This window comes from Leifsonia shinshuensis, assembly GCF_013410375.1.
GTDB classification, from domain to species: Bacteria; Actinomycetota; Actinomycetes; order Actinomycetales; family Microbacteriaceae; genus Leifsonia; species Leifsonia shinshuensis.
The window spans coordinates 290,470-316,262 of the sequence record NZ_JACCFL010000001.1; the positions used below are offsets into that span (position 1 = coordinate 290,470).

Annotated in this window: 26 protein-coding genes and 1 pseudogene; 13 read left to right on the forward strand and 14 right to left on the reverse strand. The window is 70.4% G+C overall.

Going from position 1 to position 25,793, the window contains the following annotated elements; genetic code table 11:
• Positions 1-76: 76 nt before the first annotated feature.
• The 6 genes from HNR13_RS01375 to HNR13_RS01400 form a co-directional block, all read right to left on the reverse strand.
• Complete coding sequence (locus HNR13_RS01375) at positions 77-3,076, reverse strand: alpha-mannosidase (protein ID WP_179604098.1); 3,000 nt, start codon at positions 3,074-3,076, stop codon at positions 77-79.
• Positions 3,077-3,105: 29 nt separating this feature from the next.
• Positions 3,106-3,942, reverse strand: coding sequence for a carbohydrate ABC transporter permease (locus HNR13_RS01380; RefSeq protein WP_179604099.1), 837 nt, complete (start codon positions 3,940-3,942; stop codon positions 3,106-3,108).
• Complete coding sequence (locus HNR13_RS01385; protein ID WP_179604100.1) at positions 3,942-4,904, reverse strand: ABC transporter permease subunit; 963 nt, start codon at positions 4,902-4,904, stop codon at positions 3,942-3,944. The genes HNR13_RS01380 and HNR13_RS01385 overlap by 1 nt, the downstream gene beginning before the upstream one ends.
• A 1-nt stretch (position 4,905) precedes the next feature.
• Complete coding sequence (locus HNR13_RS01390) at positions 4,906-6,258, reverse strand: extracellular solute-binding protein (RefSeq protein WP_179604101.1); 1,353 nt, start codon at positions 6,256-6,258, stop codon at positions 4,906-4,908.
• 293 nt (positions 6,259-6,551) lie between these two features.
• Entirely contained in the window at positions 6,552-7,214 is a 663-nt protein-coding gene (locus HNR13_RS01395) for a hypothetical protein (RefSeq protein ID WP_179604102.1), read from the reverse strand.
• 82 nt (positions 7,215-7,296) lie between these two features.
• Positions 7,297-8,544, reverse strand: coding sequence for an ROK family protein (locus HNR13_RS01400; protein WP_179604103.1), 1,248 nt, complete (start codon positions 8,542-8,544; stop codon positions 7,297-7,299).
• A gap of 115 nt (positions 8,545-8,659) precedes the next feature.
• On the opposite strand from HNR13_RS01400, the gene HNR13_RS01405 reads away from it, so the two are divergent.
• Together HNR13_RS01405 and HNR13_RS01410 are read left to right on the forward strand one after the other, a co-directional pair.
• Positions 8,660-9,859, forward strand: a complete 1,200-nt coding sequence (locus HNR13_RS01405; RefSeq protein ID WP_218881141.1) for a MarP family serine protease — start codon at positions 8,660-8,662, stop codon at positions 9,857-9,859.
• A 32-nt stretch (positions 9,860-9,891) separates the two neighbouring features.
• Complete coding sequence (locus HNR13_RS01410; protein ID WP_179604104.1) at positions 9,892-10,911, forward strand: NADPH:quinone reductase; 1,020 nt, start codon at positions 9,892-9,894, stop codon at positions 10,909-10,911.
• On the opposite strand, the gene HNR13_RS01415 is transcribed toward HNR13_RS01410, so the two are convergent.
• On the reverse strand, positions 10,895-12,214 hold the full coding sequence (locus HNR13_RS01415) for an MFS transporter (RefSeq protein WP_179604105.1): 1,320 nt from the start codon (positions 12,212-12,214) through the stop codon (positions 10,895-10,897). The two genes, HNR13_RS01410 and HNR13_RS01415, sit on opposite strands and share 17 nt — an antisense overlap.
• An 89-nt stretch (positions 12,215-12,303) precedes the next feature.
• On the opposite strand from HNR13_RS01415, the gene HNR13_RS01420 reads away from it, so the two are divergent.
• The 5 genes from HNR13_RS01420 (at position 12,304) to HNR13_RS01440 (ending at position 14,985) form a co-directional block, all read left to right on the forward strand.
• The gene (locus HNR13_RS01420) at positions 12,304-12,894 is read left to right on the forward strand and encodes a TetR/AcrR family transcriptional regulator (RefSeq protein WP_179604106.1); all 591 of its coding nucleotides are present in this window, start codon (positions 12,304-12,306) and stop codon (positions 12,892-12,894) included.
• A gap of 39 nt (positions 12,895-12,933) precedes the next feature.
• Positions 12,934-13,677, forward strand: a complete 744-nt coding sequence (locus HNR13_RS01425; protein ID WP_179604107.1) for an AzlC family ABC transporter permease — start codon at positions 12,934-12,936, stop codon at positions 13,675-13,677.
• A complete protein-coding gene (locus HNR13_RS01430; protein WP_179604108.1) occupies positions 13,674-13,979 on the forward strand; it encodes an AzlD domain-containing protein in 306 nt (101 codons plus the stop codon). The genes HNR13_RS01425 and HNR13_RS01430 overlap by 4 nt, the downstream gene beginning before the upstream one ends.
• 62 nt (positions 13,980-14,041) lie before the next feature.
• On the forward strand, positions 14,042-14,446 hold the full coding sequence (locus tag HNR13_RS01435; RefSeq protein WP_179604109.1) for a hypothetical protein: 405 nt from the start codon (positions 14,042-14,044) through the stop codon (positions 14,444-14,446).
• Positions 14,443-14,985: a DUF6328 family protein gene (locus HNR13_RS01440; RefSeq protein WP_179604110.1), complete on the forward strand. Its 543-nt coding sequence runs from the start codon at positions 14,443-14,445 to the stop codon at positions 14,983-14,985. The genes HNR13_RS01435 and HNR13_RS01440 overlap by 4 nt, the downstream gene beginning before the upstream one ends.
• Here the strand turns inward: HNR13_RS01440 and HNR13_RS01445 are convergent.
• Entirely contained in the window at positions 14,921-15,589 is a 669-nt protein-coding gene (locus tag HNR13_RS01445; protein WP_179604111.1) for a GntR family transcriptional regulator, read from the reverse strand. The genes HNR13_RS01440 and HNR13_RS01445 overlap by 65 nt on opposite strands.
• 161 nt (positions 15,590-15,750) lie before the next feature.
• Here HNR13_RS01445 and HNR13_RS21260 point away from each other — a divergent pair, with 161 nt between their 5' ends.
• A complete protein-coding gene (locus HNR13_RS21260) occupies positions 15,751-16,401 on the forward strand; it encodes a GntR family transcriptional regulator (RefSeq protein WP_218881142.1) in 651 nt (216 codons plus the stop codon).
• Between the two features lie 204 nt (positions 16,402-16,605).
• Here the strand turns inward: HNR13_RS21260 and HNR13_RS01455 are convergent, their stop codons facing one another.
• The 4 genes and pseudogenes from HNR13_RS01455 to HNR13_RS01470 form a co-directional block, all read right to left on the reverse strand.
• The gene (locus HNR13_RS01455; RefSeq protein WP_179604112.1) at positions 16,606-17,697 is read right to left on the reverse strand and encodes a substrate-binding domain-containing protein; all 1,092 of its coding nucleotides are present in this window, start codon (positions 17,695-17,697) and stop codon (positions 16,606-16,608) included.
• A gap of 49 nt (positions 17,698-17,746) precedes the next feature.
• Positions 17,747-19,096 carry a multiple monosaccharide ABC transporter permease gene (gene mmsB, locus HNR13_RS01460; RefSeq protein ID WP_179604113.1) on the reverse strand — a complete coding sequence of 450 codons (1,350 nt, stop codon included), beginning with the start codon at positions 19,094-19,096 and terminating at the stop codon, positions 17,747-17,749.
• Positions 19,096-20,643 (reverse strand): annotated as a pseudogene (gene mmsA, locus HNR13_RS01465) (multiple monosaccharide ABC transporter ATP-binding protein). The gene mmsB and the pseudogene mmsA overlap by 1 nt, the downstream one beginning before the upstream one ends.
• Before the next feature lie 213 nt (positions 20,644-20,856).
• Positions 20,857-22,047 carry an ROK family transcriptional regulator gene (locus HNR13_RS01470; protein ID WP_179604114.1) on the reverse strand — a complete coding sequence of 397 codons (1,191 nt, stop codon included), beginning with the start codon at positions 22,045-22,047 and terminating at the stop codon, positions 20,857-20,859.
• 102 nt (positions 22,048-22,149) lie between these two features.
• On the opposite strand from HNR13_RS01470, the gene HNR13_RS01475 reads away from it, so the two are divergent.
• Together HNR13_RS01475 and HNR13_RS01480 are read left to right on the forward strand one after the other, a co-directional pair.
• A complete protein-coding gene (locus HNR13_RS01475; RefSeq protein WP_179604115.1) occupies positions 22,150-22,965 on the forward strand; it encodes a shikimate 5-dehydrogenase in 816 nt (271 codons plus the stop codon).
• Positions 22,966-22,990: 25 nt separating this feature from the next.
• On the forward strand, positions 22,991-23,428 hold the full coding sequence (locus tag HNR13_RS01480; protein ID WP_343063402.1) for a MarR family winged helix-turn-helix transcriptional regulator: 438 nt from the start codon (positions 22,991-22,993) through the stop codon (positions 23,426-23,428).
• A gap of 43 nt (positions 23,429-23,471) precedes the next feature.
• Here the strand turns inward: HNR13_RS01480 and HNR13_RS01485 are convergent, their stop codons facing one another.
• A complete protein-coding gene (locus HNR13_RS01485; protein WP_179604117.1) occupies positions 23,472-23,690 on the reverse strand; it encodes a hypothetical protein in 219 nt (72 codons plus the stop codon).
• A 131-nt stretch (positions 23,691-23,821) separates the two neighbouring features.
• Here HNR13_RS01485 and HNR13_RS01490 point away from each other — a divergent pair, with 131 nt between their 5' ends.
• The 3 genes from HNR13_RS01490 to HNR13_RS01500 all read left to right on the forward strand — a co-directional run bounded on the left by HNR13_RS01490 (position 23,822) and on the right by HNR13_RS01500 (position 25,214).
• The gene (locus HNR13_RS01490) at positions 23,822-24,235 is read left to right on the forward strand and encodes a MerR family DNA-binding transcriptional regulator (protein ID WP_179604118.1); all 414 of its coding nucleotides are present in this window, start codon (positions 23,822-23,824) and stop codon (positions 24,233-24,235) included.
• 151 nt (positions 24,236-24,386) lie between these two features.
• The gene (locus HNR13_RS01495) at positions 24,387-24,611 is read left to right on the forward strand and encodes a hypothetical protein (RefSeq protein ID WP_179604119.1); all 225 of its coding nucleotides are present in this window, start codon (positions 24,387-24,389) and stop codon (positions 24,609-24,611) included.
• Between the two features lie 39 nt (positions 24,612-24,650).
• On the forward strand, positions 24,651-25,214 hold the full coding sequence (locus HNR13_RS01500) for a dihydrofolate reductase family protein (RefSeq protein ID WP_179604120.1): 564 nt from the start codon (positions 24,651-24,653) through the stop codon (positions 25,212-25,214).
• Here the strand turns inward: HNR13_RS01500 and HNR13_RS01505 are convergent.
• The gene (locus HNR13_RS01505; RefSeq protein ID WP_179604121.1) at positions 25,195-25,758 is read right to left on the reverse strand and encodes a hypothetical protein; all 564 of its coding nucleotides are present in this window, start codon (positions 25,756-25,758) and stop codon (positions 25,195-25,197) included. The two genes, HNR13_RS01500 and HNR13_RS01505, sit on opposite strands and share 20 nt — an antisense overlap.
• Positions 25,759-25,793: the final 35 nt, after the last annotated feature.

Consider the following 25,793-nt stretch of genomic DNA (forward strand, 5'->3'; position numbering starts at 1 on the left):
GTTCGGGACGCGCGACCGGCCGGGCGCTGATGTTGCCCGCCCCGGGGTTCGCGCGGCCCGGGGCGGGCGGTCGGGGTCAGCCGCGGACGAACCGCAGCGTGACGAGTTCGAAGGGGCGCAGCGCGAGCGTCGTCGTGCCCGCGCCGGTCTCGCGCTCCAGGAGGTCGGTGCGCTGGATCCGCTGGTACGGGAACCCGACGGCGAGCGTGGACTCGGCCCGCGACCCGTGCGCCTCGTAGAGCCGCACGACGACGTCGCCGGAGCCATCCTCGGCGAGCTTCACCGTCTCCACCACCACGGCGGGCGAGGAGGAGGCCACAAGCGGCTCGACGGCCGCGGCGGCCGGGCGCAGCGGGAGGTTGAGCCGGTAGCCGGCCTCGATCGCCGCGTCCGCCCCGCCGACCACGATCGAGCTGCGCAGCGTGTGCTCGCCCTGGTCGGCCTCGGGGTCGGGGAAGAGCGGGGCGCGCAGCAGCGTCTGGCGCACCAGCGAGTACGTCCCGCCTCCGTCGCGGGAGTGCCGGGTGATGTCGTGGCCGTAGCTGACGTCGTTCGCGATGCCCACGCCGAAACCGGGCTCGGAGACGTGCACCCAGCGGTGCGCGCTGGTCTCGAAGCGGGCGACGTCCCAGCTGGTGTTGGTGTGCGTCGGCCGCTCGATGTGCCCGAACTGGATCTCGGACCGCGCCGATGCGGTGTGCACGTCGACCGGGAAGCCGAGCTTCAGCATCCGCTGCCGCTCGTGCCAGTCCACGTGGGTCTCGATGTCGAGCGCGGACGAGCCCGCTGCGAGGGTCAGCGTCTGCGTGACGGTCGAGGCGCCGAACCGCCGGACCAGCCGCAGCGACACCGCCTCCGGGGTCTCGGCGGCCACGTCGAGGGACTCCACGCGCGTGAGGTCCTCGCCGGACAGCCGGTACTCGATGTCGACGTCCCAGGCGTCCCACTGCGTGGGAGTGTCCCGGAAGAGCTGGAGGAGGTTCGCGCGGGCGCCGGCGGGGACGGCCTGCCGGCCGGTCGCGACCTCCACGATCGACGGGATGAGGCCCTCGGCGTCGACCGTGACGGCGATCCGGTCGTTGACGAGCCGGAAGCCGTCGCCGTCGCGCTCGACCCGGGCGTCCGCGCCGCGCGAGGGGACGCCGGCGCCGCCGGGCGCGATCCCGTCCACCGCGAACGGCGACGCGTTGGCGACGGCGGCGGCGGCAGACTCGTGCTCGTCTTCTGCGGCGAGCGCCGCCAGCGACCTCCCGATCACGTCCTCCAGGCTGCGCGCCACCTCGGCGTAGTTCTCGACCGCCTGGTCGTGCACCCAGCCGATCGACGAGCCGGGCAGGATGTCGTGGAACTGCTGCAGCAGCACCGTCCGCCAGGCCTCCCGCAGCTCCTCCGCCGGATAGGCGGCACCGGTCCGCACGGCGGCGGTCGCCGCCCACAGCTCGGCTTCGTGCAGCAGCGCCTCGCTGCGGCGGTTGCCCTGCTTGGTGCGCGCCTGCGACGTGTAGGTGCCGCGGTGGAACTCCAGGTAGAGCTCCCCCGCCCAGACCGGCGCCGGGTCGAACTCGGCGCGCGCGGCGGCGAAGAACGCCGACGGCGCCGCGATCCGCACGGTCGGCGAGCCCTCCAGATCGGCCGTGCGGGCGGCCGCGGCCACCATCTCCCGGGTGGGGCCGCCGCCGCCGTCCCCGAACCCGAACGGCACGAGCGAGGTGTTCGCGCGGCCCTTGTCGGCGAAGTTCTGCTCGGCGTGCGCCAGCTCGCCCCCGGAGAGGATGGAGTTGTAGGTGTCGACCGGCGGGAAGTGCGTGAAGATGCGCGTCCCGTCGATGCCCTCCCACTCGAAGGTGTGGTGCGGGAACCTGTTGGTCTCGTTCCAGGAGATCTTCTGGGTGAGGAAGTGGTCCATCCCGGCCTCCCGGGCGATCTGCGGCAGGGCGCCCGAGTAGCCGAACGAGTCCGGCAGCCAGACCTCGCGCGGCTCGTAGCCGAACTCCTCCAGGAAGAACCGCTTGCCCTCCACGAACTGGCGGGCCATCGCCTCCGAGCCGGGCAGGTTGGTGTCCGACTCGACCCACATCCCGCCGACCGGGACGAACCGGCCCTCGGCGACGCGCACGCGGATGCGCTCGAACAGCTCGGGGTAGAACCGCTGCATCCAGGCGAACTGCTGCGCCGACGAGCAGGCGAACACGAAGCCCGGGTCCTGGTCCATGAGGTCGAGGACGTTGGAGAAGGTGCGCGCGCACTTGCGGATCGTCTCGCGCACCGGCCACAGCCAGGCGGAGTCGATGTGGGCGTGGCCGACCGCGAACACCCGGTGGGCGGTCGCCGCCGCGGGCGAGGCCAGCACAGCGGCGAGCGCCTCCCGGCCGGCGGCGGCGGTCGCGCCGACGTCGAACGGGTCGACGGCGGTCACCGCGTCCTCCAGCGCGGCGAACAGGGCGGCGCGGCGCGGGGAGGTCGCCGGGAGCTCGGCGGCGAGGGTCCGGACGGTGAAGATGTCCTGGATCAGCTCCCACACCTCCCGGTCGCGGTGGACGACGTCCACCCGCCGCAGCGTGTAGATGGAGTCCGTCGGCGCGGTCGACTTGCGGCCGACCGGCGTCGGCCGGAACGACCAGTCCGATCCCACGTCGGGGTTGGAGGCCGCCTCCACGAACAGTTCGAACGACTCCCCCGGCGCCGCTTGGAGGCGCACGTAGTTGTTGAGCGGCTCCAGCGCCTTCAGGATCGTCCCGTCCGTCGCCCAGACCAGACCCTCGGCCTGGAATCCCACCTGGCCCGCCGAGAAGCCGAGGTCCACCACGAGCTCCACCTCGTCGGGAGCGGCCTGCCACTCGGCCGGGACCGTCCCGGTCACGCGGAACCAGACCGTGCCCCACGGCCGCCCCCACGGCCGGCCGACGGCGAAGGGCTCGAACGGGCCCTGCACCGCCTGCGCGAACGGCACCGGCTCGTCCGGCACCTCCCACGCCTCCACGGTCACCGGCACGGCCGCCCGCTCGAGGGCGGGCGTCAGGCGCTCGCGGACGAAACGGTCGACCCGCAACTCGGCGAGCTGGTTCTGCTGGTACAAGGACGGCTCCTTCTATAGAGAGGTACGCACTAGCCCTTGACCGCGCCGGCGAGCGCGGACGAACCGCCGAGCGCTCGGGACACGATCACGTAGAGCGCGATGACGGGGACGGAGTAGATGAGCGAGTAGGCGGCGAGCTGACCGTAGGCGACGGCCCCGTACTGCCCGAAGAACGTGAAGATGCTCACCGCGGCCGGCTGGTTGCCGGGGCTGAGCAGCAGCACGAACGGGACGAAGAAGTTCCCCCACGCCGCGACGAACACGTAGATGAACACGACGGCGATGCCCGGACGCACGAGCGGGACGACGACGGTCCAGAGCGTCTTCATGCTCGACGCCCCGTCGACCCAGGCCGCCTCCTCGAGGGAGATCGGCACGGAGTCGACGAAGTTCTTCGTCATCCAGATCGCCATGGGGAGCGACGACGCCGCCATGAACAGGATCGTCCCACCGAGCGAGTCGATCAGGTTGAGCGACACGAACAGGCTGTAGACCGGCACCATCATCGCCGTGATCGGCAGACAGGTCCCGAACAGGATGGCGTAGAGGAACGGCCGGTTGAACCGGTTGCGGTAACGGGACAGCGGGTAGGCGGCGAGCACGGCGATCACCACGGTGACGATCGCGCAGCCGGCCGACAGCAGGAGGCTGTTCCACAGCGGCAGGAACGCCAGCTCCGGCGTCAGCACCTTCTGGAAGTTCTCCAGCGTCCACTGCTTCGGCCACGCGACGGAGAGGGTCGCGCCGCCGTCGAACGAGGCGAGCACCACCCAGACCAGCGGCAGCACGAAGACCACGCCGATGAGCAGCAGCAGGATGTTGGCCGTCCACTTGAGAGCGATGCCGTTGGGCGACGAGAGCTTCATCAGTCCACCTCCGTCTTGAGGGCGCGCACGTAGACGATCGCGAAGACCGCGCCGACGAGCAGCAGGATGGTCGCGATGGCCGTGCCGTAGCCGAGCTCGGAGAACTTGAACGCCTCCTGGTAGGCCAGCACCGGCAGGGTCATGCTCTTGTTGCCCGGGCCGCCGCCGGTCATCACGTAGATGAGCGTGAAGACCGAGAGCGTCTGCAGCGTGATCAGCATGAGGTTCGTGGAGATGCTGCGCCGGATCATCGGCAGCGTGACCAGGAAGAACCGCTTGGCCCCGTTGGCGCCGTCGACCTCGGCGGCCTCGGTGATCTCGGGCGGGACCTCCTGCAGCGCCGCCGAGTAGACCAGCATCGAGAACGCCGCGCCGCGCCAGGTGTTGGCGAGGATGATCGACAGCATCGGGAAGGCGAACAGCCACGAGGGCCCGACGATCCCGAACGCGGCCAGGATGGCGTTGAGCGTGCCGTGCTGGCTGAAGAACGCGTACGAGGCGAACGCCGCGACGATCTCCGGCAGCACCCAGGCGCCGACCACGAAGGTCGAGACCAGCGCGCCGACCCAGCGGCTGCCGCTGCGCATCAGCAGCGCGAGCGCCATGCCGACCACGTTCTGGCCGATGACCGCCGAGCCGATCAGGAACACCAGCGTCAGCCAGACCGAGACCGGGAAGTCCGGGCTCTTGAACAGGTCGATGTAGTTCTGGAGGCCTACCCACTCCGCCGACGCGGCCGAGGAGCCGGTGAGCGACATGTTCGTGAAGGAGCCGTAGAACGACGACAGGATCGGCCCGACCAGGAAGACGACCAGCAGGCCGATGGCCGGGACCAGGGGGACGGCCCGGGCGAGGGAGCGCCGGGCGTGTGCGCGCGAACGTGTCTTCGGCCCGCGCTGCGGCCGGACCGGGGTGGTCCGGCCGCGCGCGTCGGAGCCGACGGCATCCAGGGTGGAGGTCACGTTACTTGGACTCCGTCTTTTCCTTGCCGACGATGCCCACGACCGAGTCGTCGTAGGTCTTGGCGGCCTGCGCCGGCGTGGCCTGCCCGGTCATCACCGACTCCATCGCCACCTGGATGCCGTTGGAGATCTTCGGGTAGTCCGGGGTGGCCGGGCGGAACTTGGTGACCGCGACCAGCGAGGAGAAGAACTCCGACGTCGGGTTGGAGGTCTTGTACTTCTCGTCGTTCGCCACGTCCTTGCGCACCGGGATACCCGCAGTGTTGATGTTGTACTCGAGCGAGCGCTCCTTGTCGGTCAGGAAGGTGATGAACTTCCAGGCCGTGTCCTTCGCCGAGCTCTTGGCGCCCATCGAGAAGGTCCAGCCGCCGGAGAGGCTGATCGAGCCGGGCTCCTGGCCCTTCTGGGTCGGCATCTTGGCGGTGCCCATCACCTTGTCCCAGTCGGCCCAGGGCGTGGCGCCGGTGGGCAGCCACGCGTTGGAGGCCCAGGACCCGTCGAGGTTGATCGCGAGCTTGCCCTGCGGCACCAGCTGGTTGTTGACCGTGTTCTGGTAGTTGGTGTCGCTGGTGATCTCCTGGCTCGGGCCGAGGCCGCCCTGGTAGACCTCCTTGATGACGTCGAGCGCGTCGGTGAACGCCTTGGAGCCGGTGATCCACTTGGAGGTGGAGTCGTCGTAGAGGCCCTTCTCGCTCGCTCCGTACATCAGCATCTCGAAGCCCTGCATCGAGCTGGCCTCGCCCGCGGCCTTGCCGGAGAAGATGTTGAGCGGGATGACGCCGGGGTCGGCGGCCTTGATCTTCTTGGCCGCGCCGATCACGTCGTCCCAGGTCTTCGGCTGCCACGGCGTGGGGATGCCGGCCTTCTCGAAGATCTGCTTGTTGTACCAGAGCCCGCGGGTGTCGGTCCCGGTGGGGATGCCGTACACCTTGCCGTCGTCGCCCTTGCCGGCGTCCTTGGCGTTGTCGAAGAAGTTCGACCAGTCGGACCACTTGGAGACGTAGGAGTCGAGGGGCGCGAGATAACCGGCCTGGGCGTCCGCGCGGATGAGGAAGGTGTCCTCGCTCATCACGTCCGGCGCCGTGGTGGCGGCCCGGTTCATCAGCGAGAGCTTGGTGTAGTAGTCGTTCTCCGCCGCCTTGATCGGCACCAGCGTGATGGTCGTGCCGGGGTTGGCCTTCTCGAACTCGGTCTTGGATTTGTTCATGAAGTTGGCCATGATGTCCGACCCGAAGTCCTGGAAGGCGACCTTGATGGTCTTGCCGTCCCCGCCCCCGGACGAGGACGAACAGCCCGCCAGTGCGACGAGAGCGGCGGCGGCGACTGCTGCGGCCATTACCCTGCTGCGCTTCATCGATGCTCCTTTGCATTGAGGCCCCCGGCTCCCATGCCGCGGACTCTTGGTAATTTATAAATCAATTTGATTTACAAGTAAAGAGAGTTCGGGAAATTGGTCGTCTGCCCTCGGGTGGGGGTGAAGAAGACGGATCGGCCCCGGCCCCCTGGTTGCGGGGCCGGGGCCGAGGTATGACCCGATGTCTACTTCCGGCTTAGGCGTCTAAGCCAGATCACTGCGAGCACGATGACAGCCACGGTCAGAGCGATGCCGATCGTGCCGAGGGTGTTCCACAGGATCACGGCGCCTCCTCAGTTGTCATTCCAACTCACCCGCGCGGATCCACCGCTGACCGTGAGCTGCAGCCAGAAGACGGTGGCGTACGGGAGGGCACACATCTGCGCCGCAACGTTCAGCCGCGCGATGTTGGCGGCCGGCCTGTTGAGACTTGGCGATGCACCGCACGCGGTGAGAATCGTGTACTCGGCCCCATACGCGTTCGTGACCTGGTTCGTGCCGAGGTTGTATGAGGCACGGAAGGCCATTTGAACGAGTCCGACCCACATGTCGATCTTGCAGTTGCTGTAAACCTTCCCACTCACACCGCAGCCGCTGATGCCCTTCGCACGGTCCGACACGTTGGGATCGGGCACTTCCGCCCTGGTGACGGCGATCGAACCGTCAGCGTAGGTGCCGACCGTGTATGCGCCGTCCGCCTCCGTGAAGCTCCGGGTCGAGACCGGCTGCTTCGAGCTCGACATCGAGTCCCAGACCCGTCCGGCGCGATATTCGGCGAGAAGCCGATCCTGGGTGGCTTCATCCGCGCCGTACTGGGCGAGGAAGCCGCGGACCGACGAGGTTCCGTCATCCGGGACGCCCTGGGCCGGCGCTCCGGATGCGGTGACGAGCGCCGCGGCGGTGAGGAGCACGGCGAGCGCGCTCCTGACGCGCCACCGCTTGATTCTGGTGATCACGATGCATCTCCTCTCGAGCGACAGCCGTTGTCGCTCTGAGATTTAGCACCTTAGCACTGGAACAATAGTCCGTAGCCCGGATTCACCCCCGCCCCACCCGCGGCGAGAACGTCTCGTTCAGCACCAGGCACGCCGCCCCCACCGCCGCGACATCGTCGCCGACCGCGCTGCCCTCCAGCAGCACCGGGTGGGTCAGGATCCCCATGTCGATCTCGGCCAGCCGCTCGGGGAGCTGGTCGAGGTAGCGGTGTTCGACGCGCGACCAGGACGGGCCGCCGAACACGACCCGGTCGAGGTCGAGCAATGCTGTGAGGTTGGACAGGTAGAACGCCGTGTTGCGGATGGACCGGTCGATGATCGCGGCTGCGCGCTCGTCGCCCGCGTCCGCGGCCTCCGTCAGCCGGGTGAACAGCGCGTCGACCGTGTCCACATCGAGGTCGAGGTCGACGCCGTCCGCGACCTGCTCCCCGTCCGGCGCCGGCAGGACGCCCGCCCAGAGTCCCTGCAGCACGAGGCGCTGCGGCCGGACCGACTCGCCCCAGCAGCCGCGGCGGCCGCAGGCGCAGAGGGCGCCGCCCGGCTCCACGAGCACGTGGCCGGCGTCGCCCGCGTTGTCGGTCGACCCGGTGTAGACCTCGCCGCCCAGCACGAGCCCGATGCCGGCGCCGGTTCCGTAGTAGATGAACGCGTAGTCCTTGCTGGCGCCGGTGGGGTCGCGCCAGCGCTCGGCGACGGCGGCGCTGATGACGTCCTTCGCGACCAGCGACGGCAGCCCGGTCGCCGCGGTGAGCTCGTCGCGCAGGTGGAAGTCGTTCCAGCCGGGGACCAGCGGAGGCCGCACGACGACGCCCGTCTCCGCGTCGATCGGTCCCGGCGCTGCGACGCCGACCCCGATGACGCGCGACGGGTCCGCGCCCGGCGTCGCGAGGACCGCCCGGATGGCGTCGACGACGACCGCGAGCGTCGCCTTCGCGTCGCCGTCGGGAGGCGCGGGCTGGCGCACGTGCTCGACCACCTCACCCTCCAGATCGAGCAGCACGCACGTGATGACGGTGGGGTCGAGGTGCACGCCGACCGCGTAGGCGCCGGCCGGATCGAGGCGCAGCAGGGTGCGCGGCTTTCCCGGGCTCCCCTCGCTCTGCTTGCCGGCCTCCCGGATCAGCCCCTGGCCCAGCAGCCGGCGGGTCACGTTCGTCACGGTCTGGGCGGACAGCCCCGTGACCGACGCCAGCTCGACACGGCTCAACCCGCCCTCCGAGCGCCGCACGGCGTCGAGCACGACGGTCTCGTTGAACGCGGCGATCGCCGGGAGGTTCGCTCCCTTGGGCACGGCTACCTCCTCAGACGGGCTCGGGCACCCGGCGTTTCCTCGTAATATACCCACGCGGACATCCGACCCCGGATCCGTACATCCGTACCCCAGCCCGCGCCCAGCCTGGTGGGGCATGGTGAGAGCCGTGGAGATCGTGGTCGACGTCGTGCTGCTGGTGCTCGCCGTCCTCGCGATGGCGGCGGGGTGGAGCAATGGTGCGATCCGTGCTGCCGGTGCGCTGATCGGTCTCGGCGTCGGGCTCTCGCTCGGCCTCCTGCTCGCCCCGATGGTCGTGAACTGGATGGCCGCGTCCGGGCTCACCGGCGTCAGTCAGCGCTCGATCGTGGCCGCCGTGGTCCTGGTCGTGTGCGCCGGCGTCGTCTACGCGTTGGCGACGGCCGCGGCGTCCGTCATCGGCAAGGTGCTGCGGCACGGGCCGATCAAGTGGCTGGACTCGCTGATCGGCGCCGTCCTCGGCTTCGTCACCTGGGCCGTCGTCGTCTGGCTCGTCGCCGGCTTCGCGATGGCGACCAGCCTCGCGACGGTCGTCCAGGCCGCGAACTCGTCGCAGGTCGTCTCGACGCTCAACAGCATCGCGCCGATCCCCTCCTCGACCGTGCTCGGGGCCGTGGACGACGCCCTCGCCGGCGCCGGCCTGCCGAAGGTCTTCGAGGGCGGCGAGTCGATCAAGAGCATCGGAGCGCCCGATCCGAACATCCCCGCGGCCGTCGCGTCATCGCAGCAGTCGACCGTCACCGTCCTGGCCTCCAAGCCGGCCTGCGGCGTGGACTCCGAGGGCAGCGGCTGGGTGGTCCAGCCGGGCCGTGTGGTCACGAACGCGCACGTCGTCGCCGGCGCCTCGTCGGTGGTGGTGCGCGAGTCCGGCGGCACGACGGTCGACAGGGCGACGCTGGTGGCGTTCGACCCGGAGCGCGACCTCGCCGTCCTCGACGTCACCGACCTCCGCGCCCCCGCGCTGAAGCTCGGCCAGAACCTCGCGGCAGGCGACCCGGCCTACGCCGCCGGCTATCCCGGCGACGGCCCGTTCAGCATCAGCCCGCAGCGCGTCCGCGACCAGCTGACCGCGCGCGGCACCGACATCTACCAGACCGGCGCGGTGGAGCGGCAGATCTACTCGCTGCGCGGGACCATCCGGCCCGGCAACTCCGGCGGCCCGCTGCTCGACCAGGGCGGCCAGGTGGTCGGCGTCGTGTTCGCGCGCTCGACCGTCGACCCGCAGACCGGCTACGCGCTGACCCTGGACGAGCTCCGTCCGGTGCTCGGCGCCGTCGGCTCCGCGCCCATCAGCTCGGGGGCCTGCTCCGCGGGCTGACGATTCGCACCGTCCCGTGGTTGGCTTGACCCATGAAGGCTGTCAGCTACACCTCGACCGGCGACTCCGACGTGCTCACCCTCGGCGAGCGCCCCGAACCGCACCCCGGCGCGGGCGAGGTGCGGGTCCGCATCCACGTCTCCGGGGTCAACCCGACCGACTGGAAGGCGCGCCAGGGCGCCGGCCCGGCGGAGCTCCCCCGCCCCCAGGTGCCGAACCAGGACGGCGCGGGCGTGGTCGACGAGGTCGGCGACGGGGTCACCGGGCTGCGGCCGGGCGACCGGGTCTGGGTGTGGGACGCCGCGTACCAGCGCCCGGACGGCACGGCCCAGGAGCTCGTCGTCCTCCCGGAGGACCATGTCGTGCCGCTGCCGGAGGGCGTGAGCTTCGACGTCGGCGCCTCGCTCGGAATCCCGGCCCTCACCGCGCACCGCGCGCTCACCGCATACGAGCAGGCGCCGGGCGAACTCGCGCCCGGGTCGCTGGACGGCCGCACGGTGCTCGTCCAGGGCGGCGCCGGCGCGGTGGGCCACGCCGCGATCCAGCTCGCCGTGTGGGCGGGCGCCACCGTGATCGCGACCGTCAGCAGCCACGAGAAGGCCGAGCTGGCGCGCGCGGCCGGCGCGCATCACGTCGTGAACTACCGCGAGCCGGACACCGCCGAGGCGATCGGGGCCCTGGCGCCGCGGGGCGTCGACATCATCGTGGAGGTCAACGCCACCGCGAACGCCGAGCTCGACGCGAAGGTCGCCGCCGGCAACGCCACGATCGCCGTCTACGCGGACGCGCCGGGGTCGACCGAGGTGACGATGCCGATCCGGCCGTCGATGCAGAAGAACCTCCGCTGGCAGTTCGTCCTCACCTACACGGTCGCGCCGGCCGCGAAGGCGGCCGCCGTCCGCGCCGTCTCGGCCGCGGTCGCGGCGGGGGCGCTCCCGGTCGGCACGGAGCACGGCCTCCCGCTCACCCGCTTCCCGCTGGAGGAGACGGCGAAGGCCCACGACGCCGTGAAGGACGGCGCCGTGGGCAAGGTACTCATCGACGTGGCGTGAGTTCCGGCTGCGCGGCGGCCTCCGCGTCGCCACGCACGGTGCGCGCCAGCCGCACGATCTGCACCACCATCGCGACGGCGGCGGCCGCGGCGATGGCCGCCGCGTAACCGAGAGCGGTCGGCAGGATCCCGATCACCCCGATCAGCTCCCCCGCCGCCAGCGCCGGGACGCCGTAGGCGAGGTAGCTCACCAGGAACACGCCGGCGAAGAGCTCGGCGCGCTGATCGTTGGGGGCGAGCGGCGCGATGATCCGCAGCATCGCCGAGAACCCGGCGCCGAAGCCGGCGCCCGCGACCACGGCGCCGGCGAACAGCACGGGCAGGAGGCCGGCGGCGATCCCGACCGCCGTCAGCGCGATCCCGAGCATGATCGCCGCCATCGACCAGATGGTGGTCGTCCGGGCGGGCGCGCGGGTCAGCACGAGGCCGGCGATCGCGCCGACCGCGGGAGGAACGGCCACGATGGCGCCGTTCAGGATGCCGGAGTCCAGGTGGAAGACGCCGTGCAGGATCGACGGGGATAGCCCAATGAACAGCCCGGCGAGCATCCAGGTCGCCAGGAACAGCGGGAGCGCCGCCACGTACTCGCCGCGAGCCGCGCGCGGGATGAACAACCGCGGGGTCAGCGAGCGGAGAGCGCCGGGACGCGCGGCCACGGTCTCCGGGGAGGCGAGCACCACGAGGATCCCGGCGACGAACAGCAGCGCCAGGGTGACGAAGACGAGCGTGGTCGGCTGGGAGGTGAACTGGACTGCCAGACCGGTGAAGAACGCGCCGAGCGCGATCCCGCCGACCGGGGCCGTCGAGCCGATCGTCGCACCGAGCTTCTTCTGACGCTCGGGCGCGAGCTCGACCAGCGCGGCCGTGAACGTGCTCATCGCCGCGCCGGTGGCCACACCCTGCACCGAGCGGGCCGCGATGATCGCGCCGATGTCCCTCGAGAACAGGAACATCAGCATCGCGGCGACCTGCAGCGCGAGCGCACCGACCAGGACGGGGCGGCGGCCGATGTGGTCCGACAGCGAGCCGGCGACCAGCAGCGTAATGAGCAGCGTCACCGCGTAGATCGCGAACGCCACGGTCAGCAGCCAGGACGGGAAGCCCCACTCCTGCTGGTACAGGACGAACAGCGGGCTGGGCGCGCCGACGGCGAGCGCAACGGCGACGAACGCCAGGGCGGTGCCGGCGAAGGCGGCGGTCGGACGGAGCCGGAACGAACGCCGCCGGGGCGCGCTCACGGCGACCGAGCCGGTCGCGATCGCCGGTCGGGCGAGGGTCGGGCAGCTTTCCCCTGAAGTGGACATCTCGGCCTCCTAAAGCAAATTTGATTGCTTTAACGGACTATAGAGCGGGATCTGGTAAAAAGCAACGATTTTTGCTTTAAGCTATTCCCATGACTACGACCACACCGTCGAAGCGGACGGGCGGACGCAGCGCCGCGGTCATCCACAGCGTGCGCACCGCCGTCGAGGAGCTCGTCCGCGAGAAGGGCCCCGAGCGCGTGACCGTCCCGATGGTCGCCGAGCGCGCGGGCGTCAACCCGACCAGCATCTACCGGCGCTGGGGCGACCTCCCGACCCTCATCAACGACATCGCCACGTACCATCTCGACCCCGAGCGGCCGCTCGCCGACCGTGGCGACCTGCGCGCCGACCTCACCGACTGGGCGCGCGACATCGTCGCCCACTTCCGCAAGCCGGTGAACGCCGCCCTGCTGCGCGGCGGTGCGAGCGCTGCGGGCGAGCGCACCTCCGACTGCCTCCGCAACCGGCGCACGGAGGCCGGCATGCTGCTCGCGCGGCACCCGGAGACCTCGGTCACCGAGGACGACGTGATGGACGTCGTCATCGCCCCCATCGTCTACCGCGTCATCTTCCAGCCCTGGATGCTCGACGACTCCACCGCGGACGACGTGGTCGCGCGGCTGTTCCAGCCCGGCGCCGGCTCCGGCCTCGGCTCCGACGAGCCGGCGTCCGCGGAGTAGGGCCGCCTCCGCCCGGTCGCGCCCGCTAGTCTCGACAGGATGGCACGCCGCCCACGAACCGCACAGGAGCGCGCGGCCGCCCGCTCGGGTTGGGCGGTCGGCGTCGCGACGGCTCTGTACGGCATCTCGTTCGGGGCGCTCGCGACCGCGTCCGGCCTCGACGTCTGGCAGGCGTGCGTCCTCAGCCTGGTCATGTTCAGCGGCGGCTCGCAGTTCGCGCTGATCGGCGTCCTCGCGTCCGGCGGCGTCGCCGCCGGCGGCACGGCCATCGCGTCGGCCGCCCTCCTCGGCGTCCGGAACTCCTTCTACGCGCTGCGGCTGTCGCGCATCATCGGACCCGGATTCTGGCGCCGCTCCGCCGCCACCCAGCTCACCATCGACGAGTCCACCGCGGTCGCCACCGCCCAGACCGAGCCGCGCGCTCAGCGCATCGGGTTCTGGGTCACCGGGCTCGTCGTCTACCTCGGCTGGAACCTCATGACCCTCGCCGGGGCGCTCCTCGGCAACCTGATCGGGGACGTCAAGGCGTACGGCCTCGACGCGGCGGCGGCCGCGGCCTTCCTCGGGCTCCTGTGGCCCCGGCTGAAGGCCCGCCAGACGCAGGCGGTGGCCGTCGCGGCAGGGTTCGTCGCGACCCTGCTCACCCCGTTCCTGATGCCGGGGCTGCCGGTCCTGGCCGCAGCCGTGGCGGCGATCGTCTTCGGCGTCCTCGACCTCTTCGGGCGCGGCGACGACCGGCCCCACCCCGACCCGATCCCGATGGAGCGGGAGGTGGAGCCGTGACGACCTGGAACATCATCCTGCTCGGCTCCATCGCGGTGCTCGCGCTCAAGGCCGCCGGCTGGCTCGTCCCGCCCAAGGCGCTCGACCACCCCACGGTCGCCCGCACCAGCGACCTGCTCACCGCCGCGCTGCTCGCCGCGCTGATCTGCGTCCAGACGTTCGGCGCCGGGCAGTCGCTGCAGCTCGACGCCCGGCTCCCCGCGGTCGCGATCGCCGCCGGCCTGTACGCCCTGCGCGTCCCGTTCATCGTCGTGGTGCCGGCGGCCGCCGTGGTCGCGGCGCTCATCCGCCTCCTGACCTGAGCCGTTCGGCAGTCGGGCAGAGCCGCCGCGTCGCTGTCGGCGGCCGTCTCTAACGTTCTGACGTGACCGCATCCTGGCATCCCGTGGCGAACGCGCAGCCCACGGAATGGCTGCTGAGCCAGGGTGCCCTCGGGATGCCGTACGCCGTCGTGCGGCGCTTCGCGTTCGGTGATCCCAACCGTCCGGACGTCTGGTTCCGCGTCGTCACCTGGGCGCCGAGCTCGGAGGGCCGGGAGCTGATCGGCTGGTGCCGCACCCTGGAGGCCGCGGCCGGCGTGGCCTGGGACCACCGCTGCGCCGCCGAGTCGTGGCGGCACCACATGGCCGCCCGCCGCTCGGACACCGCCACGATGGCGGCGGAGCGGCCGAGCGCGGCGGAGCTCGTGCGCTTCTACCGCGCGGCGCTGGCAGCGCAGGGGGCGCGCCCATTGCGTCCCTCACCGACCGGGACGACGATGGGGCGATGACGCAGAGCGGCGCGGCCGACATCGACCCGGAGGACGATCGTCCCGAGTCCGCCACGCAGCGCGCCGACCGCAACTGGAACGAGATCCTCCAGGAGCTGCGGGTGACGCAGACGGGCACTCAGTTGATCAGCGGCTTCCTGCTCGCCATTGCGTTCCAGCAGCGGTTCGGCACGCTGGACGCCTTCCAGGTGGGCTTCTACCTCGTCCTCGTCCTCCTCGCCGCCGGCGCGACAGGGCTCGGCCTGGCTCCCGTCGCCCTGCACCGGCAGCTGTTCCGGCACCACGAGAAGGCGCAGACCGTGGCGATCGCCAACCGTCTGCTGAAGATCACGCTGGCGCTCGTGGCGCTGCTGACGTCGGGAGTGGTCTCCTTCGTCTTCGACGTGACCCTCGGCCCGACGGCGGCGATCCTCGCCGGGTGCGGGATCCTGCTCGTGCTGGCGCTCCTGCTGCTGGTCTTCCCGGCGCGGGTGCTCAGCCGGCTCCGCCGACGCGCGGACGCAGATCGTCCACCAGTCCCTGGAGCGCCGCGTCCATGAGGTCGACAGCCCGTTCCTCGCTGTGGGCCATCGCCCGCGCGAAGTCGAGGACGTGCTGCCGGGAGAGCGCCTCTGCGCCCTCGGGCGACAGCGACACGTAGCGGACGAAGCGCGGGATGAGCATCTCGATCGATTCGGCGAGCACCCGATCCGGGATCGCGTCCAGCACCACGGTGGTCGCGCGCTGGAAGGCGTCGACGACGGGGGCCTCCGCCTCGCGCTCCAGGCGCTCGGCGAGCACGGTCAGCTCGAGCTCCATGTCGACGTCGACGACGTGGAGGGCCTCGCCGATCGCCGTCGGGAAGAGGAGCCGCATCACCCCGATCACGTTGAGGATCTCCTTGATCTCCATCGGGGCGACGAGCGTGTAGCGGTTGGGGGCCGTGCGGATCAGCCCGACCTGTTGGAGTTTGCTGATCGCCTCCCGCACCGGCGTGCGGGAGACGCGGAGGGCTTCGGTGAGCTCTCCGTCCTTCAGTCTCTCGCCGGGAGCGAGGTCGCCGGTGAGGATGCCGACCAGGAGGACCTGGTACACGTCGTTGCGCAAGAGGCGCCGATCGGCGGCGAGGGATGGGTATCGTGCGCGGAGTTCTTCGAGGGTCATGGGGGGCTCGTTTCGTGAACACAGTCAGCTGCTGGTATATTTCTAGATTACCAGTAAGAATCTGACCAGAGCAAACCATTCGTTCCACCCTCGCTCTGGCCTTCACCGACCCACGGGAACCGGACACCCGTCCCGGGACCCCGAGCCAGGAGCACCCGAACATGCCAATGCCCACCGATCACGTCGCGCGGATCTCGCTCTCCGAAGAGGCGTACGTCCGTATCGAAGCCGCCATCATGGACGGCACCCTCGAGCCGGGGGAACGCCTCCGCGACTCCGACCTCGTCGAGTGGCTCGGGATCTCGCGCACCCCGATCCGCCACGCCCTCGACCGCCTGGCCGAGCAAGGCCTGATCGAGATGGAGCGCAACCGCTACACGCGGGTCTCCGAGTTCGACATCACCGGGGTCCTCGAGTCGGTCCACGTCGCCGCCGACCTGTGGTCGGGCGCCGCGCTGCACGGCATCCCGGCCTGGGACGAGGAGGACGACGAGCTGACCGGCGACATCCAGACCGAGCTGGTCGCGGCGGCGACCGAGGACGACACCGTCCGCTTCATCACGGTCTTCGAGCATCTCGTCGTCGCGTTCGCACGGATCGAGGGCAACGACGTGCGCATCCGGACGCTGGGCAACGTCCTCCCCCAGGTCCGCCGGCTCGGCCGCAAGCTGCACGGCCGGCTCGACCCGCTCGTGGTCTCGCGCTTCACCCGCGACCTCCGCGAGGCCACGCTGAGGCGGGACGGCCGCGCCGCGGTCCTGGTCATCGACGGCTACGTCAGTCGCATCGGCGAGGTCCTCGCATCCCTCTGACCTCGCGAACCGGCCCGCGCCCTCCCGCCGTGGGTGCCACCACGGGTGCGGATATCCGTGGTGGCCCGGATGCCGCGCGGGCGGCCCGCGCTCTACCGTGTCATCAGGCCCGGCCAGAGGGGGCAGTCCAGGGGGGACGACAGAAGGCCGGTCCCGAAAGGGACCGGCCTTCTGCTCTGTGCTGGTGACTCGTGGGGCTGACGCTTACTTGGTCAGCGGCTCCAGGGTCGGGTCGTTGGCGTAGGCCTCCGCCGCGTTCGCCTTGGTGACGATGACCGGCTTGAGGAGGTAGGCCGGGACGACCTTGACGCCGTTGTTGTACGACTTGTCGTCGTTCGTCTCCGGCTTCTTGCCCGCCTGCAGGTCCTTGACCATCTGGATGGCCTGCTTGACCAGGTTGCGGGTGTCCTTGTTGATGGTCGAGTACTGCTCGCCCGCCATGATCGACTTGACCGACTCGGCCTCGGAGTCCTGACCGGTGACGACCGGGACCGGCTTGCCCGCACCCTTCACCGAGGTGATGATGGCGCGCGCGAGGGTGTCGTTCGGCGAGAGGACTCCGTCCAGCTCGGTCGAGCCGTAGCTCTTGGCGAGCAGGGTGTCCATCCGGGTCTGCGCGTTCGCCGGCAGCCAGCCCTGGGTGGCGGTTTGCTTGATGTCGGTCTCACCGGAGACGACCTTCAGCGTGCCGTCGTCGATCTTCGGCTGCAGGACCTTCATGGCGCCGTCGAAGAAGACCTTCGAGTTGGCGTCGTCGGGCGAGCCCGAGAACAGCTCGATGTTGAACTTGGTCTTGCCCGGGTACTTGGCCTTCATGCCGTCGACGAGGGCCTGGCCCTGAAGCTCGCCGACCTTCTCGTTGTCGTACGCGACGTAGTAGTCGACGTCCTTGGTGTTGAGGATGAGGCGGTCGTAGGCGATCACGGTCGCGCCGGCGTCGTGCGCGGCCTTGGCCTGCGCGGCGAGCTGGCCGCCGTCGACGGCGCCGATGATGACGACCTTGGCGCCGTTGGTGATCATCGACTGGATCTGGGACTGCTGGTCGGAGACGCCCGAGCCGCCCGCGTACTGCACGTCGCCCTTGAAGCCGGCGGCCTTGAGGCCGTCGGTGAACAGGCCGCCCGCGAGCACCCAGTTCTCCGAGGTCTTGGTCGGGAGCGCGACGCCGATGGAGGCGTCCTTGGCGAAGCCGGAGGCCGTCGAGGCGGTGCCGGAGCCGTCACGGCTCGAGCAGCCGGACAGGGCCAGCGCGGCGGCAGCTGCGACAGCCACTGTCGCGAGTGCGATCTTGCGCATTCTTATCTCTTTCTCTGGTTGTGATGGTGCAGGGTTCGGGAGGTGCGGGTCAGGAGGTGAGCGAGCGCGCCGAGTCCTCGGCGGGGTCGCTGGTGGGGAGCACGGGGGGCTGCTCGGCGCCCGCGGCGTCGGCCGCGGCCTCCCGGCGTCCGCCGCCGCCGAACAGGCGCCCGATCAGGGAGGGGCCGCCGCGGCGGTGCGAGTAGACGTCGATGCCGACGGCGATCAGGAGGACGAGGCCCTTGATGATCTGCACCCAGTCGCTGGTCACGCCGAGCAGCTGGAGCCCGTTGTTGAGCACCGCGATGACGAGACCACCGACGATGGAGCCGGCGACGGTTCCGATGCCGCCGGAGACCGCGGCGCCACCGATGAAGACGGCCGCGATGGCGTCGAGCTCCCAGCCGAGGCCGTCCTGCGGGCCGGAGGAGACCGAGCGGGCGACGGCGATCATGCCGGCGAGCGCGGCGAGCACCGACATGTTCATCATCACGTAGAAGTTGACGCGCTTGATCTTGACGCCCGACAGCTCCGCGGCGTGCGAGTTGCCGCCGACCGCGTAGATGTGGCGACCGAAGATCGTGTTCCGCGTGATGAACGAGTACAGGATGATCAGGACGCCGAGGATGATGCCCGACACCGGGAAGGAGGTGCCGACGCGGCCGCCCGCGAACAGGAACGTGAAGTAGATCACGACGGCGTCCAGCACGACGACCTTGAAGACGCTCACCCAGAGCGGCGCCTTGTCGGAGCCCATCTTCGTCTGGTTGCGGCGGGTGCGGACCTCGAGCAGCGCGATGACGACCGCGATGACGATGCCGAGCAGCAGCGTGGAGTTGTTGTAGCCGGTGTTCGGACCCCACTCGGGCAGGAAGCCGCCGCCGATGAAGGTGAAGCCGTCCGGCACGGGGATGGTGTTGGCGTTTCCGATGAGCTGGTTGAGGCCGCGGAAGATGAGCATGCCCGCGAGGGTCACGATGAACGCCGGGACGCCGACGTAGGCGACCCACCAGCCCTGCCAGGCGCCGATCACCGCGCCGACAGCCAGGCCGAGCACGATGGCCAGCGGCCAGGGCAGGTTCCACTGCGTCATCGCCTGCGCGACGATGATGCCCACCACGGCGGCGACCGAGCCGACCGACAGGTCGATGTGGCCGGCGATGATGACCATGACCATCCCGATCGCCAGCACCAGCACGTAGGCGTTCTGGTTGACCAGGTTGATCAGGTTCACCGGGTCGAGGGTCTTGCCGCCGGTGAGGATCTCGAACAGCAGGACGATGACGACGAGCGCGCCGAGGATGCCGAACTGGCGTCCGGTGGACTGGCCGCCGCCGAACATCTTGCCCAGGTCGCGGATCCCGCCGGACTTCTTCTTCGCTTCGATCTGAGTGGTCATTATCGGGTTGCCTTCTTCTTGGCCGAGGTCATGCTTTTCAGGAGGGTCTCGGGGGTCGCCTCCGCGATCGGAAGCTCGTTGGTGATCTGCCCCTCGAAGATCGTGTAGATGCGATCCGAGATGCCGAGCAGCTCGGGGAGCTCGGAGGAGATGACGATGACGCCCTTCCCCTGCGCGGCGAGCTGCTGGATGATGCCGTAGATCTCGTACTTGGCCCCGACGTCGATGCCGCGGGTCGGCTCGTCGAGGATGAGGATGTCCGGGTCGGTGAACATCCACTTGGCCAGGACGACCTTCTGCTGGTTGCCGCCGGAGAGCGTGCTCACGCCGCGGTCGACGTCCGGGGTCTTGATCCGGAGGCTGGTCCGGTAGTCCTCGGCGATCGCGTGCTCGCGCTGGTGGTTCACGACGCCGCGCTTCGCGATCTTGGTCAGCTTGGCGGAGACGATCGACTGCTTGATGTCGTCGAGGAGGTTGAGGCCGAGCACCTTGCGGTCCTCGCTCACGTAGGCGAGGCCGTTGTCGATCGCCTCGGAGACGGTTCGGAGCTGGATCTGCTTGCCGTCCTTGTAGGCCTCGCCGGAGACGAAGGTGCCGTAGGAGCGGCCGAAGACGCTCATCGCGAACTCGGTGCGCCCGGCGCCCATCAGGCCGGCGAAGCCGACGATCTCGCCGCGGCGCACGGTGAAGCTGGAGCCCTTGACCACGAGCCGGTCGGCGACCTGCGGGTGCTGCACGACCCAGTCGCGGACCTCGAACAGGACCTCGCCGATGTTCGGCGTGCGGTCGGGGAACCGGCTCTCGAGCGTGCGGCCGACCATCCCGCGGATGATGCGGTCCTCGTCCACGCCGTCGCCCTTGACGTCGAGGGTCTCGATCGCGCGGCCGTCGCGGATGATCGTGATCTGGTCGGCGACCTTCTCGATCTCGTTGAGCTTGTGGCTGATGATGATGGAGCTGACGCCCTTGTGCTTCAGACCGACGATGAGGTCGAGCAGGTGGGCGGACTCCGCCTAGTTCAGCGCGGCGGTCGGCTCGTCGAGGATGAGGAGCTTGACGTCCTTGTTGAGCGCCTTGGCGATCTCGACGAGCTGCTGCTTGCCGACGCCGATGTTCTTGATCTGGGTGTCCGGGTCGTCGCTCAGGCCCACGCGGGCGAGCAGCTCGACGGCGCGGCGCTTGGCCTCGTTCCAGTCGATGACGCCGCCGCGCCCCGGCTCGTTGCCGAGGAAGATGTTCTCGGTGATCGAGAGCTCGGGGATGAGCGCGAGCTCCTGGTGGATGATGACGATGCCGCGCTGCTCGGACGAGCGGATGTCCTTGAACCGCATCACCTCGCCCTGGTAGACGATGTCGCCCGTATAAGTCCCGAACGGGTAGACGCCGGACAGGACCTTCATCAGCGTGGACTTGCCCGCGCCGTTCTCGCCGCAGATGGCGTGGATCTCGTTGGCGTGGACGGTGAGGGAGACATCCTCGAGCGCCTTCACGCCCGGGAACTCCTTGGTGATCGCGCGCATCTGCAGGATGACTGCGTTCGACGGCATCGTCGCTCCTTGGTGTGCTGTTCGGGCTGGGTCCCCGCTGTGCGGGTGCGTGGGTTGCGCCTAAGTAGTAAACGCTAAATTCAGTCTTGACGTCAAATAGTGAAGACAACGGATCGGTAACGACGAGGTGGACCGCACGGTCCACCGGTGGCGGCCAGTGGCCCACCGGCTTCGGCGCCTGCGCCCGCGCCCGCGTCCGCGCGTCCCGGAGGGCTATTCGTTGCCGTCGAGGGCGCCCTGGATGACCAGGGCCGCGGCGCCGAGCGACTCGGCGCGGTCGCCGAGCGAGGAGATCCGCACGATCGTCGTCTCGGCGATGACGGGGATCGCGTTGCGCTGGATGCCGCGCCGGATCGGCCCGAGCAGGGCGTCGCCGAGCCCGACCAGCGGTCCGCCGATGAGCACCAGCTCCGGGTTGATGACGTTGGCGATGTTGCCGATCGCCTGCCCGATCGCGGTGCCGGCGTCGCTCACCACGCGCAGCACGGCGGGGTCGCGTTCGCGTCCCCGCTGCAGGATGTCAGCGGTGCTGACCGGCGCGTTCACCCCGTGGCCGAGCGTCTCGATCATCACGCTCGTGGACGCGATCGTCTCCAGGCAGCCGCGGTTGCCGCAGCGGCAGATGACGCCCTGCTCGGCGACCGGGGTGTGCCCGAGCTCGCCCGTGATCCCGAGGAACCCGTAGTACGGCAGGCCGTTGAGGATCAGCCCGGCGCCGATGCCGGTGCCGATCTTGACGAAGATCAGGTTGCGGACCCCGCGGTTGGCGCCCCAGGTGACCTCGGCGAGGGCGCCGAGGTTGGCGTCGTTGTCCACGACCACCGGGAACCGGAACGCCTCCTCCAGGTCGCGCAGTCGCACACCGACCCACTCCGGGAGGATGGCGCCCTGGAGCACCGTTCCCGTGCGCCGGTCGATGGGGCCGGGGATGCCGATCCCGACCGCGAGCACCGAGAGCCGGTCATGCGCGCCGGCCACGAGCATCCGGTCGAGGAGCGCCGCCGCCTGGAGCACGGCGCCGGGGACGTCGTAGCCGAGCGGCAGCGCCATCGCCTCCTCGGCGATCACCTCGTAGCCGAGGGTCGAGAGCACGATGCGCACGTGCCTGCGGCCGAAGTCCACCCCGACCGCGATGTCACCCGTGTCGGTCAGCTGCACCAGCAGCGCCCGGCGGCCGCTCGAGGTCACCGGCGAGGTCGCCACGACGCCCTTGACCGCCATGTCCCGCACGATGTTGGAGACGGTGGCGGTGGAGAGTCCCGTCCCGCGCGCCAGCTCTGCCTGGGTGGATGGTCCGTTGGCCAGGAGGAACTCGACGAGCCGCTCCTGGTTCAAGTGCCTCAGCGCGCCCTGCGACCCGGGATTGCGTGCGCCACGCGGGGGAAGACCCGGAGTGGCGGTCATGCGATAAGAGTGAATGATCGCTGAGATGTAGTCAAGTTGTGAACGTAACGGTTCGGCCTGGACGGCTGCGAAGGTGTTCAGGCGCCCTGCCACAATGGATCCATGCCCATCCTGAACAAGGACATGCAGGTCTGCATCTCGCTCTCCGGCCGCCCGAGCAACATCGGCACGCGGTTCCACAACTTCCTGTACGACGAGCTCGGGCTGAACTTCGTCTACAAGGCGTTCAGCACCGACGACCTGGAGGGCGCGGTCCGCGGCATCCGGGCGCTCGGCTTCCGCGGCTGCTCGGTGTCGATGCCGTTCAAGGAGGCGATCATCCCGCTGGTCGACAACCTCGAGCCGTCGGCGCTCGCGATCGAGTCGGTCAACACCGTCGTCAACGAGGACGGCCTGCTCACCGCGTCCAACACCGACTACGAGGCCGTGGCCCAGCTCCTCGCCGAGCACGCCGTCGACCCCGCGTCGCGGGTGATCCTGCGCGGCTCCGGCGGTATGGCCAAGGCCGTCGTCGCGGCCTTTCGCGGAGCCGGGTTCGACGACCTCACCGTGCTGGCGCGGAACGAGGCGGCGGGGAACGCCCTGGCCGAGAAGTACGGCTACTCCTGGACGGCGGCGGAGCCCGCGCCCGACTTCGACGTCATCGTGAACGTCACGCCGCTCGGCATGCGCGGCGCCGACGAGGACACGGTCGCGTTCGACCACGAGTTCGTCGACCGCGCCGCCGTCGTCTTCGACGTGGTCGCGTTCCCCTCGGAGACACCGCTCATCGCGGCGGGACGCGCCGCGGGCAAGCGGCTCATCACCGGCGCGGAGGTGATCGCGCTGCAGGCGGCGCGGCAGTTCGAGCGGTACACCGGCGTCGCGCTCACCCCGGACCAGGTGGCCAGGGCGTCGGAGTTCTCCCGCGCCGAGTGACGGGACGGAGCCTAGAATGACCGACGTGTCCGAAGACCTCCTCGCCCTGGAGAACCAGGTCTGCTTCGGTCTCGCCGTCGCCGCGCGCAGCGTGATCGCCCTGTACCGGCCGGTGCTGGAGCCGCTCAACCTGACCCACCCGCAGTACCTCGTCATGCTCGCGCTCTGGGAGCGCGAGCCGCGCTCGGTGCGGGAGCTCAGCGACGCGCTGCAGCTGGAGCCGGCGACCCTCTCCCCGCTGCTGAAGCGCCTGGAGGCGACCGGCTACGTCGAGCGCAGGCGCTCGGCCGCCGACGAGCGCGCGCTGGAGGTCACGCTCACCCCGGCCGGGCGCGAGCTCCGCGCCGAGGCCGAGAAGATCCCGCCGCGGATCGTCGAGCGGCTCGGGCTGCCGATGGAGGACATCCTGAACCTCCGGGAGAGCCTGCGCACCATCATCGCCGCGGCCGTCCGCGAGCGCTGAGGCCCGAGAGCCGAGAGCGCTGAACGCCCTCGCGGGCGAGCGGTCAGGCCGCGACCGGGCAGACCAGCCGGGTGGCGTCGCGCTGTCCCTCGGGCCGGAGCACGGAGTGCTCGGTCATCGGGCGACCGCACATCGGGCACGGCGCGGCCGCCGAGCGGAGGTCCGGTCCCTCGGGATGGCCTGCGCCGAGCTGCGCCGGGCCGGCGACGCGGATCAGCTTGGCGTTCCAGTTCGCATACCACTGAGCGAAGCGACCGGACATCACGATTCTCCTACCGACATTCTTATTCGTTAGTGTACTAACTAATAGTGTAGCGCGGTTTGACCATGACCCGGGGGTCAGGGTTTACGCTGACGGCGGAGCGGAAACGTCTGCGCTCCGCGAGGTGGGACATGCAGATCGGAGAACTGGCCGAGCGCGCCGGCGTCACGGTGAAGGCCGTCCGCTACTACGAGCGCCTCGGACTGCTCGCGCCGCGGCGGCTGTCGAACGGCTACCGCGACTACGACGACGCCCAGCTGCGCGCGGTGCGCGAGATCCGCGACCTCGCCGCCACCGGCATCCCGCCCGGCAAGGCGGCGCCCTTCGTGGCCTGCCTCGGCGCCGGCCACGCGCGCAGCGACGAGTGCCCCGCCTCGGTCGCCGCCTACCTCGACGGCCTCGCCGAGGTGGAGGCCGCGATCGCCGTGCTGGAGGCGCGGCGCGAGCAGCTGGCCCGGCGGCTCGCCTCCGCGACGGGCGACCTGTCCGCCCTGCCCGGCGCCCCGGACACCGGCTGCGGCTGCACGGTCGGCGCCCGCGCCTGACCCCGCAGGATCATCCCACGGGATGACCCGGTCCCGACCTCGGGCCGATGTCCGCCGGGCGCGCCCCGGCTTGACTCGATGTCGTGGCCGGCCGCATGCAGGGGCGGGCCGCTCCCGACCGGCCGGACGGCCGGCGGAGGAGGGGAGACCGATGACCACGCTGGGGCACCGCCACCACCAGGGGGGACTGGTGCGAGCACGGGGAACGCTCGCGGGCGTGGCGGACAACGCCTACCTCAGGCTGCTCTCGCTGCTGGTCATCCTCGCGGCCGGCGCCGCGCTGCTGGTTCTCGCGATCGGATTCGCGCTCGACGTGGTCGTGCCGCTGGTCTTCGGGAACGAACTGCGCGCGCTGGCCGTGCTCCTGCCGCACTGAGCCCTCCCCTTTCCGGGCGCGCGAGCATAGGGTCGCGGCATGTCCCTCGTCTTCTCCGCTCTCGCGTCCCTCGACGGCTACACCGTCGACGCCTCCGGCTCGTTCGACTGGGCCGCACCCGATGAGGAGGTGCACGCCGCCGTCAACGCCAGGGAGCGCGGGATCGGCACCTATCTCTACGGCCGCCGGATGTTCGAGACGATGCGCGTCTGGCAGGACATCGGCGGCGACGAGGTCCCCGCAGTCATGCGGGAGTACGCCGACATCTGGCGCGCGGCCGACAAGATCGTCTACTCCGCGACGCTCAGCGGCGTCACGACGCCGCGCACGCGGGTCGAGCCGGCCTTCGACCCCGCGGCCGTCCGGGCCCTGGTGGAGGCCGCGCCCACGGACGTCTCGATCGGCGGCCCCACCCTCGCGGCGGAGGCCTTCCGCGCCGGCCTCGTCGACGAGGTGCAGCTCTTCCTCGTCCCGGTGTCCGTCGGCGGCGGCACTCCCGCCCTGCCGACCGACCTGATGCTCCACCTGGAGCTGCGCGAGGAGCACGCGTTCCCGTCCGGGACCGTGATGCTCCGTTACCGGGTCACGCCACCCGCAGGGTGACGCTGGGCCGGTCGAGCGCGAACTCCAGGTCGCTCACGGTGACGCCGTGCTCGCCCAGGATGGCGACCGGGTAGAAGAACGCGTCGTACGCGGTGCCGGTGCCGGGCAGGTGCACGCCGTCCGCCTCGAACGGCAGCGGGTGACCGGAGGTGCGCGTGACCAGGTCGCCGTCGTCGCCGAGCTCGACCGAGACCGATCGGGTGGCCGCGCCGCGCTCCAGGAAGCTCCAGCTCATCGCCGGCAGGCGGACGTCGATGGTCGCCCGGTAGACGTCGCGCTGCTCGCTGAGCAGCCCGGCGGCCCAGCCGACGGTCTCGCTGGCCCCGTTGAGCAGCATCCACCCGTTCATCGCGGAGGTGAGGACGAGCAGCCCGGAGCCCTCGCCGAGGTGCGGGTTCTCGCACCAGGAGAACTGCTCGTCGAGGATCTCCGCCTCGAGCTCGGTCGCCACGGCGCGAGCCGGGCCGGCGGGCAGGAAGATCCAGCTCCCGCTCGCGAACACGTCGAAGAGCGGCTCGCTCAGCACCGGGACGTCCTCGGACACGCGACGATTCTACGGCGCGGCGATCCGCCGGGGCC